General features: G+C 59.1%; 16 protein-coding genes. 10 read left to right on the forward strand and 6 right to left on the reverse strand.

What is annotated here, in order from left to right:
- Positions 1–13: 13 nt before the first annotated feature.
- A complete protein-coding gene (locus ABG82_RS13665; protein ID WP_043079668.1) occupies positions 14–910 on the reverse strand; it encodes an alpha/beta fold hydrolase in 897 nt (298 codons plus the stop codon).
- A gap of 236 nt (positions 911–1,146) precedes the next feature.
- Between ABG82_RS13665 and ABG82_RS13670 the strand changes: the two genes are divergently transcribed.
- Positions 1,147–2,937 (forward strand): N-acyl-D-amino-acid deacylase family protein, encoded by a 1,791-nt coding sequence (locus ABG82_RS13670; protein ID WP_043079648.1) that lies wholly within the window; start codon positions 1,147–1,149, stop codon positions 2,935–2,937.
- Positions 2,938–3,237: 300 nt separating this feature from the next.
- Here ABG82_RS13670 and dmpG read toward each other — a convergent pair whose 3' ends face one another.
- Genes dmpG through ABG82_RS13690 form a run of 4 tightly spaced genes read right to left on the reverse strand, consistent with a single transcriptional unit; the run spans position 3,238 to position 6,651 of the window.
- Positions 3,238–4,269 (reverse strand): 4-hydroxy-2-oxovalerate aldolase, encoded by a 1,032-nt coding sequence (gene dmpG / locus ABG82_RS13675; protein ID WP_043079649.1) that lies wholly within the window; start codon positions 4,267–4,269, stop codon positions 3,238–3,240.
- Positions 4,266–5,198, reverse strand: a complete 933-nt coding sequence (locus ABG82_RS13680; protein WP_043079669.1) for an acetaldehyde dehydrogenase (acetylating) — start codon at positions 5,196–5,198, stop codon at positions 4,266–4,268. Before ABG82_RS13680 ends, dmpG begins: the two co-directional genes overlap by 4 nt.
- Positions 5,199–5,230: 32 nt before the next feature.
- Entirely contained in the window at positions 5,231–6,016 is a 786-nt protein-coding gene (locus ABG82_RS13685; RefSeq protein ID WP_043079650.1) for a 2-keto-4-pentenoate hydratase, read from the reverse strand.
- Positions 6,013–6,651 carry a TetR/AcrR family transcriptional regulator gene (locus ABG82_RS13690; RefSeq protein WP_005099608.1) on the reverse strand — a complete coding sequence of 213 codons (639 nt, stop codon included), beginning with the start codon at positions 6,649–6,651 and terminating at the stop codon, positions 6,013–6,015. Before ABG82_RS13690 ends, ABG82_RS13685 begins: the two co-directional genes overlap by 4 nt.
- 107 nt (positions 6,652–6,758) lie before the next feature.
- Between ABG82_RS13690 and ABG82_RS13695 the strand changes: the two genes are divergently transcribed.
- From ABG82_RS13695 to ABG82_RS13730, 9 genes are all read left to right on the forward strand, one after another.
- Positions 6,759–8,357 (forward strand): bifunctional 3-(3-hydroxy-phenyl)propionate/3-hydroxycinnamic acid hydroxylase, encoded by a 1,599-nt coding sequence (locus ABG82_RS13695; RefSeq protein WP_043079651.1) that lies wholly within the window; start codon positions 6,759–6,761, stop codon positions 8,355–8,357.
- Entirely contained in the window at positions 8,354–9,226 is an 873-nt protein-coding gene (locus ABG82_RS13700; RefSeq protein ID WP_043079652.1) for an alpha/beta fold hydrolase, read from the forward strand. Before ABG82_RS13695 ends, ABG82_RS13700 begins: the two co-directional genes overlap by 4 nt.
- The gene (locus ABG82_RS13705) at positions 9,223–10,239 is read left to right on the forward strand and encodes a VOC family protein (RefSeq protein WP_043079653.1); all 1,017 of its coding nucleotides are present in this window, start codon (positions 9,223–9,225) and stop codon (positions 10,237–10,239) included. Before ABG82_RS13700 ends, ABG82_RS13705 begins: the two co-directional genes overlap by 4 nt.
- A 27-nt stretch (positions 10,240–10,266) precedes the next feature.
- Positions 10,267–11,310, forward strand: a complete 1,044-nt coding sequence (locus ABG82_RS13710; protein WP_043079654.1) for an amidohydrolase family protein — start codon at positions 10,267–10,269, stop codon at positions 11,308–11,310.
- 614 nt (positions 11,311–11,924) lie between these two features.
- A complete protein-coding gene (locus ABG82_RS13715) occupies positions 11,925–12,494 on the forward strand; it encodes a hypothetical protein (RefSeq protein ID WP_131676310.1) in 570 nt (189 codons plus the stop codon).
- 55 nt (positions 12,495–12,549) lie between these two features.
- A complete protein-coding gene (locus tag ABG82_RS29155) occupies positions 12,550–12,681 on the forward strand; it encodes a hypothetical protein (protein ID WP_264032213.1) in 132 nt (43 codons plus the stop codon).
- Positions 12,682–13,763: 1,082 nt separating this feature from the next.
- A complete protein-coding gene (locus ABG82_RS13720; RefSeq protein WP_043079656.1) occupies positions 13,764–14,603 on the forward strand; it encodes an SH3-like domain-containing protein in 840 nt (279 codons plus the stop codon).
- Between the two features lie 38 nt (positions 14,604–14,641).
- The gene (gene scnC / locus ABG82_RS13725) at positions 14,642–15,361 is read left to right on the forward strand and encodes a thiocyanate hydrolase subunit gamma (RefSeq protein ID WP_043079657.1); all 720 of its coding nucleotides are present in this window, start codon (positions 14,642–14,644) and stop codon (positions 15,359–15,361) included.
- Positions 15,362–15,410: 49 nt separating this feature from the next.
- Positions 15,411–15,749 carry a hypothetical protein gene (locus ABG82_RS13730; protein WP_043079670.1) on the forward strand — a complete coding sequence of 113 codons (339 nt, stop codon included), beginning with the start codon at positions 15,411–15,413 and terminating at the stop codon, positions 15,747–15,749.
- A gap of 269 nt (positions 15,750–16,018) precedes the next feature.
- Here the strand turns inward: ABG82_RS13730 and ABG82_RS13735 are convergent, their stop codons facing one another.
- Positions 16,019–16,930 (reverse strand): AraC family transcriptional regulator, encoded by a 912-nt coding sequence (locus ABG82_RS13735; RefSeq protein WP_054173220.1) that lies wholly within the window; start codon positions 16,928–16,930, stop codon positions 16,019–16,021.
- Between the last annotated feature and the right edge of the window lie 23 nt (positions 16,931–16,953).

Below are 16,953 nucleotides of genomic sequence, written 5' to 3' on the forward strand. Positions count from 1 at the left end.
TTTTTCCTGAATTTCATGGCGCGATGTCCTCCGTGATGTGGTCAACAATGTGTTGGGTGACGGTGTCGGGTTGTTCTAGATGCATGAAATGCCCAGCGTCAGCGACCACCACACGACGGCTGCCCGGGGGCATTACTTCCAGAGCGCGGGCACCAGTGCGCTCTAGCCCGCAGGTATCGTCGGCGCCTTGGAGATACAGCGTGGGAACGTTCCCTGGGGAGAACGCTTGCCGTTGCGCGGCGGGCTCGGGGTTGCTGCGACGGTACAGGGGATTCCAGACGGCTCGGTAATAGCTGAATGCTGCGCGCAGACGCCGACGACTGTTGAGTGCCGCCAGGCCCCGGGTCTGATATGCGAAGAGGCCGGATGTCGGCGCCCAGAGCCGCCAAAGTGTCGCAACCAGCCGATGCCCGAGTAGGTCGGACAGCACGGGCGTGGACAGCACAGGCATGTACCAGCTGCGTGGCCACTGTCGCAGTAGGGTTGGCAGGTTCTGCAACAGTTTGCTTGGCGAGAAAAGTGCTTTGATCGCTGCAAGCGGAGGGATCGATATCAGGACGGCCCGAGCAAACATCTCTGGATGGGCGTTTGTGGCGGCGCTGGCGATGGCCCCGCCCCAGTCGTGGCCAACGATCACCGTCCGCGAGTCCGCGGCAATCGCGCGATACAGGTCGCGTAGATCGGCGACCAAGGAGCTGATTGAATAGTCGTCGTTATGTGCCAATGATGTTGGCGCATAACCGCGAGTGAACGGTGCAATTACATACCAACCACGAGCGGCCAGAGCTGGCCCGATCTGATCCCACGTCCACGCGCTATCGGGAAACCCGTGGACCAAGATCGCAACCGGATCCCCGGGGGTGCCCCACGTCAGCGCTTTGAGGTCCACCTCGGCAAACCGAAATGACACGCTGAGCGGCTCTGGATTGCTAGCGCGCACGGGGTCTGACTGTGGCGTCTGTGACATTCCGTTTCCCAACTTGCGATAGAACCATGCAGTGATGCATGGTTTAGGTGGCGCGCTCACCGTAGCATGCTTGGGAGCTTATGAATATTCGTTGATTACCAGTCAATTTCAATTAGCCATCGAAACTGATCGGACTCAAGCTAACCGTGCGAACCTGCACGAAAGGGGAAGGTCGCGACATGAGTGACTATGACTTGCTGATCAGTAACGGGATCTGGTTCGACGGGTCAGCGACCTCGGCGCGTACCGCTGATCTAGCGGTACGGGACGGTGAGGTGGTGAAGGTCAGCTCGAAACCTATCGACCCATCAACCGCCGATCGCGTGATCGACGCCACCGGGAAATGGGTCATGCCCGGATTTGTAGATGTTCACACACATTACGACGTCGAGATGTTGGTGCTGCCGGAGTTGTCCGAATCCGTCCGTCACGGTGTCACCACGGTCATCATTGGGAACTGCTCGCTTACTACCATCCTGTCCTCGAATGAGGACTGCGCAGACATCTTCAGCCGGGTAGAAGCAGTGCCGCGCAGCGCAGTAGTGGGCGCCCTCGAATCGCACCGCACATGGTTGTCATCAGGGGAGTACGTCAAGGCCATCGACAACCTGCATCTAGGGCCGAATGTTGCTACGTTCCTTGGGCAATCAGACCTACGAGTATCTGTCATGGGAATGGACCGGGCAGTCGACGAGAATGTGGTACCCAGCCAGTCCGAGATCAGAGCGATGGAGACCATCCTCACTGATGCACTCGACGAGGGTTTTCTGGGACTGTCAGCCACCACCAACTGGATCGACAAGCTGGATGGAGACCGTTACCGCTCACGCGCGCTGCCCTCGACATTCGTAAAGGGCCGAGAGTTCAGGGCACTCAATCGGATCTTGCGGCGACGGGGTCGCATATTGCAGAGCACGCCGCGCATAACGTTGAACCCCAACGTGGCCAAGTTCTTTCTAGCTGCTAGCAGCCGATTCCGGCGCGGCAAGCTCAAGGTCTCGCTGCTGGCGGCCGCAGACTCAAAGGCCTACCCGCCGATGATCTACTTCATGATGTACGGCGCCCCAATTCTCAACCGTCTGCTCAAGGGCGGCTTCCAATGGCAGCACCTACCGGTGCCATTCACGGTATACGCCGATGGAATTGATCTGGTGGTGTTCGAGGAATTCGGTTCAGGCGCAGCCGCACTCGATATTAAGGATCAACTCGAACGCACTGAGCTACTGAAATCAGAGAAGTACCGACGCTGGTTCCGTCGCGACTACGAGAATAAATTCAGTCCTAAGATCTGGCACCGCAATCTCTACGACGCCACTGTGGTCGAGTGTCCAGACCACACACTGATCGCTAAGAGTTTTGGCCAAATCGGCGACGAACGTGGAATCCACCCGGTAGACGCGTTTTTGGACCTGGTCGTCGAGTATGGTCGCGATATTCGCTGGCGGACAACGATTGCAAACCACCGCCCCAAGTATCTCGACAAGCTCGCGGCGAACCGAAGTGTACATATGGGGTTCGGCGATGCTGGAGCTCACCTTCGCAATATGGCGTTCTACAACTATCACCTGCGATTGTTGGAGCGTGTCAAATCGGCTCAGGGAAAGCGCAAGCCCTTCCTGACGATTGAGCAAGCCGTGAACCGTCTCACCGGCGAGCTGGCCGACTGGTACAACCTGGACGCGGGCCATCTGCGCGTGGGAGATCGCGCGGACATCGTGATTGTCGACCCTGAGGGCCTTGATCAGTCGGTACACGGATTGGCCCAACAGCTGATCCCTGAATATGGCGATCTTTGTCGGATGGTCAACAGGAACGATCGTGCCGTCTCTGCGACCATTATCAATGGCCAAGTCGTCTACCAGAACGGCCATTTTGCCGATGGATTCGGAAAACGCTGGGGGACAGGACGATTCCTACCTGCCGGACAAAGAGTCCGCACACCAGGGCGGATCGTGCATCCGTTGCAGTAATCGGACGTCTACTGGTAATCCTGCATATTCGACTTAGAACTATGCGGTCGGCGCTCGGTTGGTAACAGCTTCTTGACTAGCTAGTTAGGTTGGCAGAACTTGATTGCGGACTGCCAGTAGGGGATCGATGTTTGAAGTGCGTTCGGATCCACGTCCTTCACGGTGAAACGGTGTCAGGTAGCGTCGGGTTTCAAATAGGCTGTGCCCCAAGCCGTTAGTTGCTTTCGCAGAACATCCCAGCGGTAAGTCACACGACGACAGGGCGGGTCGCGGCGGCAACGATGGCGACAGCGGCGCCTCTCATGCGGTATTTCCTTGCGGGGCAGCTAAGTCCAGGGCTATGTCGATGAGCATGTCTTCCTGGCCGCCAATCATGTGGCGGCGCCCGGCTTCTTCCAGGAGGGTGCGTACATCGATGCCGTAGCGGGCCGATGCCGCCTCTGCGTGGCGTAGGAAACTGGAGTACACCCCGGCATAGCCGAGGGTGAGGGTTTCGCGGTCCACCCGCACGGGCCGGTCCTGCAAGGGCCGCACTAGATCGTCCGCGGCGTCCTGTAGGGCGTGTAGATTGCAGCCGTGCTGCCAGCCGAGTTTGGTTGCGACGGCGATGAACACCTCTAAGGGGGCGTTTCCTGCTCCGGCTCCCATCCCGGTCAGGGAGGCATCGATCCGGTTGGCGCCGCGTTCTACGGCGGCCACGGAGTTGGCTACTCCCAGTGACAAGTTGTGGTGTGCGTGGATCCCGATTTCTGTGGTTTCCGATAGTTTTTGCCGCAACGCGTCGACGCGGTCGGCGATGTCGCGCATGGTCATGGCTCCGCCGGAGTCAACCACGTAGATGCAGGTGGCGCCGTAGCTTTCCATGAGTGAGGCTTGCCAGGCCAGCAGTGCCGGGGTGGTCATGTGGCTCATCATCAGGAAGCCGACTGCTTCCATTCCCAGTCCTCGCGCGGCCGTGATGTATTGGGCGGACACGTCTGCTTCAGTGCAATGCGTGGCGACGCGCACGATGTCCGCGCCGGCGCGGTGTGCATCTTTGAGGTTGCGTATGCTGCCGATTCCCGGTAATAGCAAGGTGGCGATCTTGGCGTGCTGGACCACCGCGGCTGCGGCCGCGATCCATTCCAGGTCGGTGTAGGCGCCGAATCCGTAGATGCAGCTGGATCCGGCAAGTCCATCGCCGTGGGCGACTTCGATGGAGTCGACCCCGGCATTGTCGAGGGCTGTGGCGATCGCGGTCGCTTGTTTGATGGAGTATTGGTGACGGATGGCGTGCATGCCGTCACGCAGTGTGACATCGCTGATGTATAGCCTGTTTTCCTGTTCAGTCATGTTGTTGCTTCGGTGGTTTGGGCTGTGTGGGTGGCGATGTGTTCAGTGGTAGCTTTGGCGGCCGAGGTCATGATGTCGAGGTTCCCGGCGTAGGCGGGCAGGTAGTGTGCCGCGCCGGTGACCTCGAGCATGACGGTGACGCGGGTGCCGGTGAACTTGCCGGTCTCGGGGATGTACAGCGGGTCGCCGGGGCCGAATGTCTCGAACTGGACGCGTTGCTTGAGTCGGTAGCCCGGGACATAGTCGTGGACGCGCGCCACCATCTCGTTGATTGAGGTCTCGATGGCTGCCTGGTCGGCGTCGCCTGCGACTAGGCAGTAGATGGTGTTGCGCATCAAGATCGGTGGATCGGCGGGATTGAGTATCATCACCGCTTTGGCTCGTTGCGCTCCTGCCACCGATTGTAATGCGGCCGAGGTGGTTTCGATGAATTCGTCAATATTGGCCCGGGTGCCGGGGCCTGCGGATTGCGATGAAATCGAGGATACGATCTCCGCGTAGGGCACCACGGCGTGCGCAGAGACGGCGGCGACGATCGGTACGGTGGCTTGGCCGCCGCAGGTGACCATGTTGAGGTTAGGTGCGTTGAGATGCTCTTGGAGATTGACTGCCGGCACGCAGTAGGGGCCGATGGCGGCGGGCGTGAGATCGAGCACGCGCACACCAGTTGGTTGCAGTTTGTCCCAGTTGTAGCGGTGCGCCGAGGCAGAGGTAGCGTCGAACACTAGGCGAATATCCGCGAAGTGCGCCATGTCCAGCAGTCCGTCAATGCCCGCTGATGTGGTGGGCACGCCCATCCGTGCGGCACGGGCCAGGCCGTCGGACTGCGGATCGATGCCGACCATGGCAGCCATCTGCAGCGGGCTGTCGCTGCGAAGAATCTTGATCATGAGGTCGGTGCCGATGTTGCCCGAACCGATGATCGCCACCGGATATTCGTGTTGTGCAGTCATAGTTTTCCTTATGTGAAAGCCAGGCAGACCGAGCCGAGGCCAGTGATCGTGGCGGCCGCGACATCACCGCTGTGTACAAAGGCCGCTGAGGTGAACGAACCGGACATGACGAATTGACCGGCCGATAGTTCGGTGTCGTAGTCAGCGAGCGAGTTGGCGAGCCAGGCCACTGCGGCGGCAGGATCACCCATAACGGCCGAGCCTGCGCCTGAGTCGATTTCGATGCTGTTGAGTGTCAGCGATGCTGTGGCGTTTGGTAGTGCCAGCTGGTCGGTATAGGGCTGCCAGTGGCCGAGTACTACCGCGCCGGAGCTGGCGTTATCGGCCACCGTGTCGGGCAGTGTCAGTTTCCAGTCGGCGATTCGGCTGTCGACGATCTCCAAGGCCACAGCCACGGCGGCGGTGGCCGCGTATACATCTGCGACGGTGATACCGGGACCACGCAGGGCAGTGCGCAGCAAGAACGCCACCTCGGGCTCGACACGGGGCGCACAGAATTGACCGGCCTCGACGGTGCCTGAGGTGATCACCATTTGATCGAGGATGAAGCCGAAGTCTGGTTCGTTGACGCCGAGTAGGGTCTGCATCGGTGTGGAGGTAAGGCCGATCTTGCGGCCCACTAAGCTCGCGCCGGCCTCTAGGTGCCGACCGAGGTTGATTTGTTGAATCGCGTAGGCGCTGGCCACATCCAGGTCCGGGTAGGTCGTGGTCAGCGGGGCGATGGGAGCGCGGTCGTGCTGGGCGGACCAGAGTTTGGCTGCGCTGCTGCGGATGCCAGCGGCCTCGGCGTTCACAGTTGTCCCGCTTCGGCGACCATGCGTGCTGCGGTGTCCACGATGGCGCGGGCATGCACTTTGAACAGGGCGATCAGGTCCACACTGTCTCCGCCGATCTCCTTGGCGATGAATAGTCCGTCGGCGCCTGCCATGGCATAGGTGGCCAGTTCCTGCACCTGCGCGTCCTGTAGGCCGGGCGCCAGTTCGCCCATGCTGAGAACCAGGGCACTGCGCGCTTCGGCCCGTACACTCAAGAACCGTTCCCGCGCACGGGGTTCCACCGGTCGTTGTTCCAGGGCCAGCATTAGCCCCAGCCGAATGAAACTCGGTGAGTCCAGCAGAGCCTTGGCGGTCTGTATGGCGACCGCTTCGGCTCGCTCAAGGGCGGTTCCTTGCGGTGGCAGCTGCCAGGCAGTGAGCCAGTCGCCGAAACTGCGCTCGATGACCGCGGCCAGCAGGTCGTCTTTGTCCTTGAAGTGCCAGTAGATCGAACTAGCGGGCAGCCCGCATTTCGCACTGACCGCGCCGATGCTGGTGCCTTCATAGCCGCGCTCGGTCGCAATTTCGGTAGCCGCGTCGAGGATCCGCGTACGGGAAATCTCGCCGTCTAAGCGCCGCCGCCGCCCCTTTTCATTCGGTGAATCGTTGCCCATCGCAGTTCACTCCCATACACCCTTGACTCTGTAGTGATCATTACAGTACCGTAGTGATCACTACGAAACAAGTGTCGGCAACGACGCACGACAGATGGAAGCTCGCAGTGACCGATCTGATCTATGACGTGGCTGTCATCGGCTACGGACCCACTGGCGCCACCGCCGCCAATCTGCTGGGTCAAGCGGGACTGAAAGTGCTCGTTATCGAACGTGATCCCGATGTCTACACTCGGGCCCGCGCCATCTCCACCGACGAGGAGGTGTTGCGTGTTTGGCAGTCAGTGGGGTTGGCCGACCGGTTGCAGCTCGACATGCTGCCGGACCGGCCGGTGGCCTTTGTTGATGCGGAGGGCAGGCCCTTCGCTGAGACGACGATCTTGGGGCGTGGGTGTGGCCACCCGCCTCAACAGTTCATCTATCAACCGGCGATGGACCACGTGCTGCGCGAGGGAGTGGAGCGGTTTCCCAACGTCGAGATCCTGCTTGAGCATGAATGTCTGCGTGTAGCCGCCGGAGGCGCGGTGGCCGAGTTGATGCTGGCCGATCTGCGCAATGACACTTTCAAGCGGGTGCGGGCCTCCTACGTGATCGTGGCAGAGGGCGGATCATCGCCAACTCGTGGGCAATTGGGTATCGGGTATGCCGGGCGCACTTACGCCGAGCGGTGGGTGGTCATCGATACCAAGGTCCTCACCGAGTGGCCCGGCCATGACCGTCTGCGCTTCCATTGCAATCCCGCACGACCGACAGTGGACTGCCCAACCCCGTTGGGGCATCACCGTTGGGAGTTCCCCGCCCGCACGGGGGAGGACGACAACGTGCTCACCAGCGATGCGGAAGTGTGGAAAATCCTCAATGACCAAGGCATCACTGAGGAACAGGTGAGGATCTTGCGTGCGGTGGTCTACAGCCACCATGTTCGTGTGGCCGACCGATGGCGGGTCGGGCGAGTGTTTTTGGCCGGCGATGCCGCGCATGCCATGCCGCCGTGGATCGGTCAAGGCATGTCGGCCGGGGTTCGCGACGCCGCCAATTTGTGTTGGAAGTTGTCGGCAGTGCTCAAAGGGATACTGCCCGAGTCGATCCTGGATACCTATCAAATCGAAAGGAAGCCGCACGTAACCGAGACGACGCGGCGGGCGGTTCTGGTGGGACGGGTGATCACCGAGCGGCACAAGGCTGTCGCCGCGATCCGCAACCACGCCCTGCGGGCGCTGACCCGAATCCCTGGCGTCATGAATCTGTTGCAGCGCATCATTTGGATCCCGGCTGCGCGATACAACGGCGGCCTGTTTGCTGGCCAGAAGCACCGCGCTACGGGATGGTTGATTCCACAGCCGTGGCTGATCGATAAAGATGGTGCGGCTGTGCGACTAGATGATGTCCTGGGCGGCCAATGGGCGATCGTGAGCACCGCCGCGCTCACAGGGGGCGCCGACGCCTGGATATCCGCGGGCGTGTCAGTTGTGCAGATCACCGGTCCTGAGAACGGCCCACACCCTGAGGCGATGGTCGACAGCGGCGGCACATTGCTGCGTTGGTTGCGCGAGAAATCGGCTGCCGCCGTGGTGGTTCGGCCCGACGGCTTCATCTACGCGGCCGTCGAACCTGGCCAACAGTTGCCTTCGCCGCCGGTTGGATTCACCAGTCTTTCCGCACGCGCACTCACGAGCGCCACTATCTGCAATGGAGAAATCGCATGACTACCGGACAGCTCACCGAACGCACAGTAACCGTGCGCGGCAAAGACATCTTCTACGCCGAAACCGGCTCCGGCCCTGCCGCTGTCCTCCTACACGGCGGCGGTCCGGGTGCCACCGGAACATCGAACTACTCCCGCAACATCGATGCACTAGCCAAACACTTCCGTGTCATCGTGCCCGATATGCCCGGCTACGGACGCTCCACCAAGAGCCTGAACCAATCCGACCCGTTCGGATACCTCGCCGACACGATGAGGGGACTGCTCGATCTACTCGGCATAGATACCGCGCACCTGATCGGCAACTCCTACGGCGGGGCCGCGGCGTTACGGTTGGCGTTAGACACCCCGCACCGTGTGGGCAAGTTGGTGCTGATGGGGCCCGGCGGTATCGGCACGACACGAAACCTGCCGACCGCCGGACTCAACAGCCTCCTTGGCTACTACGGTGGCGACGGTCCCACCCGAGACAAGCTCGAAGCCTTCATCCGCACGTACCTCGTTTACGACGGCGCCTCGGTGCCAGACGATTTGATCGACCTGAGATACCAGGCCTCCATCGACCCCGAGGTCGTCGCCAACCCGCCACTGCGCCGTCCTGCCGGACCGACCGCACTGCGCACACTGTGGCGCATGGACCTCACCCGCGATTCCCGGCTCAAGAGCCTGCCGACTCCTACGCTCGTGCTCTGGGGCCAAGACGACAAAGTCAACCGTCCGGCGGGCGGGCCGATGCTAGCCAGCATCATGCCGAACGCGCAGTTGGTCATGACCTCAAGCACCGGCCACTGGATGCAATGGGAGCGGGCCCGGTTCTTCAATCAGCTGGTCGCCGATTTCCTCTCTGACGATTCGAGTTTCATCTCATGAACGGGCGGGGCAGCACCTCAGTATTCGGCGATGTGCACCTCGGATACATCGCCATCGAAACGAACATGTTCGCCGACTGGCGTCGCTTTGGTCGCGACGCCATCGGCATGCACGTCGATGAGACATTGCCCGGCGTCATGCGTTTTCGTCTCGATGACAATGACTGCAGATTCTTGCTACAGCGCGGGCCCGCAGAAGATGTGACCGCCCTAGGTTGGCACGTCGACAATCATCAGGCGTTCGACGAAATCATCTCCCGAATCACCCGCCACGGCGTACCTGTTACTGACGGTGCCGCCGAAGAAGCCGCGCTGCGCGGGGTGGAGCGGCTCGTACGGTTTCCGGGCCCCAACGGCCTTACTCAGGAAATCTTCACCCAGGCCCACACCAGCTCAACCCCACTAACGATGGCCAACCGCGGCGGATTCGTCACCGGAGAGGCCGGACTGGGGCATGTTGCCATCACCTCGAAGAAGCCCCAGCAGATGCGCGGTTACTACGACACCGTGTTCAATGCTCGCCTGAGTGACTATATCGACGAAACCATCAGCGGTGTCAAGGTGAAAATCAGGTTCCTACGCGTCAACGAACGCCACCACTCCATCGCCATCGCGGCACTGAACCGACTTCCCGTAAACCCGATCCGCACCCGGGTACAGCACCTCAACATCCAAGTAGCCCAACTCGATGACATGACCGCGGCTTATCAGCGGGTCAAAGAACTCGGCTTCGGCATGGCACTGAGCGTCGGCCAGCACACCAACGACAAGGAACTTTCCTTTTACGCGGTAACTCCATCAGGTTTCGAATGGGAAGTCGGATGGAACCCCATCGTTGTCGACGAAGCCACCTGGCGGCCAACGACTTACCAGGGTATAAGCATTTGGGGCCACACGCCCCAAGGACACCTCATTGGCGACAAACTTGCCCAATTGAAATCCGGCGCGCAGTCACTGCTGCGCCGTGAAGACGCTGTGCCCGCACTCGCAGGCGCCGGAATCGCCGATACCTGACACCCCAACTAGACATCAAGGACAATCATGTTGCGCATCGATACACACCACCACATCATTCCGCCCGACTACCGTAAAGCGTTACAGCGAGCAGGAATCGATGAAGCCGGGGGACGGGAACTGCCACAGTGGAGCCCCGAAGGCTCGCTTCAGACGATGGCCGATCTCGACATCGGTACCGCCATCGTTTCCGTCTCGACCCCCGGCACCACGTTCCTGCCGTCGGCCATCGATGCTGCGGCGTTGGCGCGTGATCTCAACGACTACACCGCCGCGATGGTGGCAGAACACCCCGATCGCTTCGGATTCTTCGCTACCGTCCCGATGCCGCACATCGATCACGCGGTCGCCGAGGTGACACGTGCACTCGATGACCTGAAAGCCGATGGGGTAGTGCTGCTCGCTAACAACGCGGGAACCTACCTCGGCGAGGACGGCCAGGACGACCTGTTCAGAGCACTGGATGCACGCTCAGCGGTCGTGTTCATTCACCCAGCAGACCTGCCAGGCCCGACCGTCCCAGGAGTGGCGCCCTTTGCCGCCGACTTCCTCCTCGACACCACCCGCGCCGCCTATCTATTGGTACGCAACGGGATCCGCCGCAAGTATCCCAACATCCGGTTCATCCTCAGTCACGCCGGCGGATTCGTCCCCTATGCATCTCACCGCATGGCTGTGGCAATCATGGGGGAGCTGGGCCGCAGTCCCGCCGACAGTTTGGACGACTTCGCGAGCTTCTACTTCGACACCGCACTGTCCTCCAGCGCCGCGGCGCTACCCACGCTGCTGGCCTTCGCCAAACCTGGGCACATCACTTTCGGATCCGACTGGCCCTTCGCGCCCGTCGCGGCGGGTAAATACTTCGCAGCGGGCCTGGAATCATATCCAGCACTAGACACCTCGGCGCGTAACGCGATAGGGCGCAGCAATGCACTCGCATTGTTCCCGCGACTCGGCTCGGTGCCCGTCAATTCCGACCCGCGAAGCCTAGTCGAACGGATAAGTCACAACGCCAGCCGCACAGTAATGAAAGGCTTTGTACGACTCATCAACACCCGCTTAAACCCCTGAAAGGTCATCAGCTCTACTAACTTCCAGGCAGACCTCACATACCAACGGCACCCTCGTGCTGCCAAGATCTCAGAGAAAACACCCCGATTCCGGGTACTGCCATGATGGCTGAGAGTACTGCCATATCCATTGAGAACGGACACAGGGCAGAGGCGGATCGGGCATCCTTTGCGACAATCAGACTAATAGTGGTAACCCGCCGTATTCGATTCCGCCGTATTCCTCCCTGGAGCGAGCGGCAGTCGCGGATAGGAGGGCCGTGGAGCCAATTGCGTAGGCCCGTATTCGTCGGCGATGTCCGGGCGATCCCAGAAACGCCTGTTGTATTTGCTGCGCGCTTCTGGCAGGCGGGCCGAGCCGACGGAGCTCGCCGGTAGCGCGGAGACGTGTCCGGGTCCTCTGGTTCCGGGCAATCGTCAAGTCTTGTGGATTGGTCGGTTGTTAGTTGGCCTCGATGAGGTGGTGGGGGTATCGGTGCTGCCAGGCGAGTTTGGCCGTTGGTGAGGGAGAGGGTGCACCGCGTGGAGTCCTTATGCGTGATGCGTGCTGCATTCGCAGACGGTGACACGATCTTTCCCGTCGGGAAGTGTCAGGGGCGACTCTACGATTGTCGTGTGGGTGACTACATGCAGACACTTGTCGACGTGGAGATCGATGATCGGGCTGCGGTTCAGATGAAGCAACCGCTGACGTCCTGGCTGATTGGCGGGGGGATCATCGCGCCTGAGCTCACCGACTGCGTATTAGGTAGCGAAGGCGGTTACGCACCTGGCGCCAATTATGGGCACGCGATCGGTGACGCATCGGCTGCCCTACCCCCGTTTCTGACGAACGGGGTGTCGATCGACGTCGGCCGGCAGGTGTACTGGAACTTGGAGCTAGAGGCAGTGGATTGTCCCCGGTGCGGATACCGAGAAACTCTGTGGCCCAGAGAGCTAGGTCGGTGGGACACCGCGTTCAACGATGCGTTCAACGAATGGCTCGACGGCGGCGGAGGCTTGGTGGCCTGTGGGGGGTGCGGCGTTGGGATCGGGCTCAATGACTGGGATTGGGGCTCGCCCTGGGCATTTTCGGCTCTGGGGCTGACGTTCTGGAATTGGAACGACTTGTCGGGGAACTTTATTGCCGAGGTGCGGGAGTTCCTCGGTGGACACCGGTTGGTGTACTGCGCCTTCAAGATATGAGTCGCCGGCAGTGATTCGACCGCAGGTCGATTGGCTGTTGCGATTTACTAGTTGGGTGAGCATGGATTTCGCCGTGATTCCCGCCGTTTTCGCCACCGCCGAGGAGGCACTGAAGACCAGTAGCGCAATCTATGACGAGCCTGGCGATCCGCCGGCTCGGGTTGTTGATGAAAACGGAGACTTTTAACTGACATAATGTGTCTTATCGGCATTTAACACACCAGCGACAACTGCCCGAAGTGTCCAACCTGCACAGACGCTTGGGATGCACCAGGCCGCGCGACTCGACTCCACCAGTCACCCACTCCATGACCCAAACGTGGACGACAAGCGAGATTCACTTTGGGGAGTCATCGCGGCGCAATCATCGGGCCCGATACAAATTCACCCGCATGGTATTACTGGAGCGACTGAAACCTCTCTCGTTCAACCCATTTCGCGAATCCAGGGCTGTTTTACCGATCCCGGCCCACACTCGAAAAACGTCACTGTGACGATATGACCTAGTTCGGCTGGACCTACCTCAACCCGTCGACAAGCAATGCAACGGCGCCGGCGCGCTGATGTTCATCCGAATCTGCCTAGGTGTGAAATGGCGTCTCGCCAGGAAACGGCATCCGCACGACCTTTTTAGGATCGAATCGCTTCAATACTCCGCGCCGACCCATCTGCCGTCAACAACGTTCCATCGAACTTTCTGAACACTTCAAGGAATCGCGCTTGGTACGGGCGGTAAACCGAGGCTGCGCAATCGCATAAACAGTTACCGCTGAATGCTCCCCCATCAGCAACACTCCCCCTTCTCCTCAATATTTCGTCACCGTGACGATAATGATATCGAAATCCCCTACCCCACAACATCTTTCACGGAAGGGAGATTGCTTAATTGAAACATGTACATCGACAACTCGACTGATCGAGTACCCACTGTTCGTTGGATGAGGCGGTTAGCGCATTAGCCCTATCGATGACCGGCAACATCGGTGATGACTCTCCCTGTCCGGTTTTAATCAGTGACTGACAGAAAGCTACCTCGCACGGGCCAAGTTCAATAGTAATGATTGAGCCTATCCACTCGATGGCGGGATCTCGATGAAGACTGGACCTAAGTCAGTCAAGCGGTGCCTGCCGCACTGCATATTAGAAGGGCGCCGACTGTATCGATGTTCTGCGGACTTGCGCCACATTGGCTGGGCCGCAGCAAGTTAGCGCACCAAATACCGCACAACAATGCATACAGCTACTTATCGCAACGAAAGGAGTACAACCATGTCCACCAGCCGTGAACGCGCAAATCGAATCGCCCTGGTCAGACGACTGCGGTCTTCGTTCGAAGATATACCGGAGGCGCCCTACGGGCTACCCAACAACCGGATCGAAGCCTACCTAAAAACACAGCACGACGTCGGCGGTGAGCTCGATGCACCAATTGAGTGGATCGAAAAGAAGGATGAAAACTGGGAACACAATACTTACATCATGTGCGAACTACTCGGGCTGAGGGGGATTTGGGTTTCAGAAGAGCGCCGTAGGCTACATAATGTCGACATAGGCCGCGCCATGTACCTCGGGTTTCCTTATTATGGCCGATGGCTAATGAGCGTACCACGTGTCCTGATTGACAAACATATTATGACGCTGACGGAGATAACTGCCAAATTCAATACAGTCAAGAAACGCGTCGCGAACCTGAAGCCTGGAGAGTTACTAGAACCACGCCCCCGCGAGATACTCAGTGGAGATGACATTCCCCGCAACAGACATCATATTCACGCTGTGGGGGTAGGCGATCCACAGATATACACAGGCCAGGCCGAAGCCGCCTCGTTCAACGTCGGCGATCGCGTGGTTGTGCGCGAATGGCAAGCACTTTTTTATACGAGAACTCAGGAATACCTTCGGGGTGTTACCGGAGAGATCGCCACCGTGGCCTATGAATCACCCGCAGCAGAGGACGAGGGATTTGACTACGAGGCTATCAATTCACCTAGGCCTGAATGGTTCTACATTGTGCGATTCAAAATGGTCGACCTGTGGCCGGAGTATTCTGGCGCAGAATTCGACACTCTACAAACGGAGTTGCCTGAACGCTGGCTAATGCCAGCTTAAAATTAATTCATAGACAGACTGCAGATCAGGAGCTAGTTATGTCACCCCACGACACAGAACATGACCACGACCATGGGCATAATCCACCCGCGCCGATGGTTGAAGAGGTTTCCGATTTTGAAGTCCTCGAAGTTGCTATGCGGGAGCTTTGTCTCGAAAAGGGCATTTTTACCGCCGAAGATCATCGAGCCTTTACTGAGTTCTCAGAGAAAATTGGGCCGCTACCTGCCTCTCATTTGGTTGCAAAATGCTGGCTTGACCCGGAATTTGCGGATCAGGCGGTCAACGACCCTCTGAGTGCATGCAAGGAAGTCGGCGTCGATTGGCTACACCCGACAGGTTTTGGCACCCCCAGCGACTTCACTGCACTGCATATTCTCCGCGACACCCCAAACCTGCACCATGTAGTTGTTTGCACTCTCTGTTCTTGTTACCCTCGGCCAATTCTTGGCAACTCGCCAGAATGGTACCGAACTCCGAACTATCGACGCCGTATCGTGCGGAACCCTCGTGCGGTGCTAACCGAATTCGGTACATTTCTGCCCGAAGATGTTGAAGTCCGCGTGGAGGACTCAAACCAAAAGCACCGATTCATGGTGTTGCCCGTGAGACCGGCTGGCACTGAAGGATGGTCCGAGGATCAGCTGGCCGAGATCATCACGAGGGATTGCATGATCGGAGTAGCGCTTCCCAAACCTGGCGTGACCGCCAACACTACTGCGGCAAGAGTGAAGGAGGCGCGGCGAGGTGCACGCTAATGATGACCCACCAGTTAAAACAGAGGGGTTTGAGCTCTGCGATGAGTCAATAGGAGTTCTTGAAATAATCACTCAACAGACTGCTCACTATTGGAAATCTCTCACCGATAAGTGGGGGGTGGAAAACCCTCTGCCGCCATGGAAGACAAGCCTTGACGGTATGTGCGATGCCCTAGACGAGTCAGCGTGTAGAAACCCGGGCCAGATTCCTAGCTTCGTTGAACGCCGGCACGAGGAAGACGCACTGAATCAAGAGAAGTACTCAGAACTCCCCTATCCGGAGAACCAGCTTGTCTCCCTGGCTCATTCGTTGATCACGAGGGAAGTCTTCAGCGAAGAGGAACTGGCCCAGAAGCTTCAAGAAATACGGGAGCGGCTTTCAACCTAACCGAACGGAACATGTTGACTACCAATGCCATAGGCACATGCTTGGCATGAATGTTTGCTACCTCACGCATCTACCTAGGGCTTCTAATGCAGAGATGCTCGCCCATCAAGAGCTGAATCGGACGCGAGGAGCCTTCGCCCCATGAGCCTTCTGTTCGAGCCGTATCGGCTGCGCGACATCACTGCTCATCGTGTCAACTGACAAGCAGCGGCGGCTCGGATTCGTACTCAACGGGTGACGCTTGTTGAGGCCAGCCTGAACCTGCAATGTCAGTCACGCGCCTGTCGAGCGTATCGCCCTGGGGATATGCCGATGGCTGATTGAAACGCCTTGCTGAAGGCAGATGCAGACGAATACCCCACAGTGTCACTGACATTGGCTACGGAGTAACCGGGTTTACGCAGAAGATCGGCGGCATACATAACGCGTACCCATGTTACGAAATCAGCGACTGTAGCTCCTGTGTCGCTGCGAAATCGTCTTACCAACGTGGACCGGGAAACGCAGCAGACTTCTGCGATACGGTCGACTGTCCATTTCTCGCCCGGTTGAGCGACAACTGCCGCTATTGCGGCTCTCACTGCAGTATCTGTTGCTTTGAGAATGCTCGGGACGTGGTCGGTCGAATCAACTTGCAAGGCAAGCACAAGAAGCACTTGCGCTAAGGAATCGAGCATCACGGACGCGCCCAGTTTGTCGTTGTCTGCCGCGAGCCGCAGCAGCGACACCAGATCACGAAAGCCACTCGGCGATGCCTCCGCAACGTTGACTTGCAGGGGGTTCGGAATGCCGGCCAGGAACACATGTCCAGCCCCAGTCTCGAACGAGTAGTGGCCGCAGAATAAGTCAATTGTGGGAACAGCGCTGCCTACTACAACATGCGCAAGGGCCTGGCCGTAGTGCACAGACACCGACTCTCTCGGTTGTCCCGCGTTTGCGTTACCACTGATCCGTATCTCATGTTCTTGCCCGCGCGGCAGTAGCAGGAAGTCTCCAGCTCGCATCGCCAATATGCGCTCATTTAGAACGATGTCGCACTGCCCCTCGACAACTAGATGAAACGGGGCAGTAGATCCGGACACCGCGTCGTGGAAGCGGCGCGCGCCCGCGGGCAGCTGACACCGCGTGTCGATACGCGCACCGGGCTGAGATTGCCGCAAGAGCTTACTTAGCCAATCCATACCGATCTCATCCGCCAAAATTG

Origin of the sequence: Mycobacteroides immunogenum (assembly GCF_001605725.1) — a bacterium.
In the GTDB taxonomy this organism is placed as follows: Bacteria; Actinomycetota; Actinomycetes; order Mycobacteriales; family Mycobacteriaceae; genus Mycobacterium; species Mycobacterium immunogenum.

Coding starts and splice junctions, on each gene's coding strand:
- ABG82_RS13720 (WP_043079656.1), top strand. CDS start 13,764: ATGTCCACCAGCCGTGAACGCGCAAATCGAATCGCCCTGGTCAGACGA.
- ABG82_RS13705 (WP_043079653.1), top strand. CDS start 9,223: ATGAACGGGCGGGGCAGCACCTCAGTATTCGGCGATGTGCACCTCGGA.
- ABG82_RS13670 (WP_043079648.1), top strand. CDS start 1,147: ATGAGTGACTATGACTTGCTGATCAGTAACGGGATCTGGTTCGACGGG.
- scnC (WP_043079657.1), top strand. CDS start 14,642: ATGTCACCCCACGACACAGAACATGACCACGACCATGGGCATAATCCA.
- ABG82_RS13710 (WP_043079654.1), top strand. CDS start 10,267: ATGTTGCGCATCGATACACACCACCACATCATTCCGCCCGACTACCGT.
- dmpG (WP_043079649.1), bottom strand. CDS start 4,269: ATGACTGAACAGGAAAACAGGCTATACATCAGCGATGTCACACTGCGT.
- ABG82_RS13735 (WP_054173220.1), bottom strand. CDS start 16,930: ATGGATTGGCTAAGTAAGCTCTTGCGGCAATCTCAGCCCGGTGCGCGT.
- ABG82_RS13700 (WP_043079652.1), top strand. CDS start 8,354: ATGACTACCGGACAGCTCACCGAACGCACAGTAACCGTGCGCGGCAAA.
- ABG82_RS13690 (WP_005099608.1), bottom strand. CDS start 6,651: ATGGGCAACGATTCACCGAATGAAAAGGGGCGGCGGCGGCGCTTAGAC.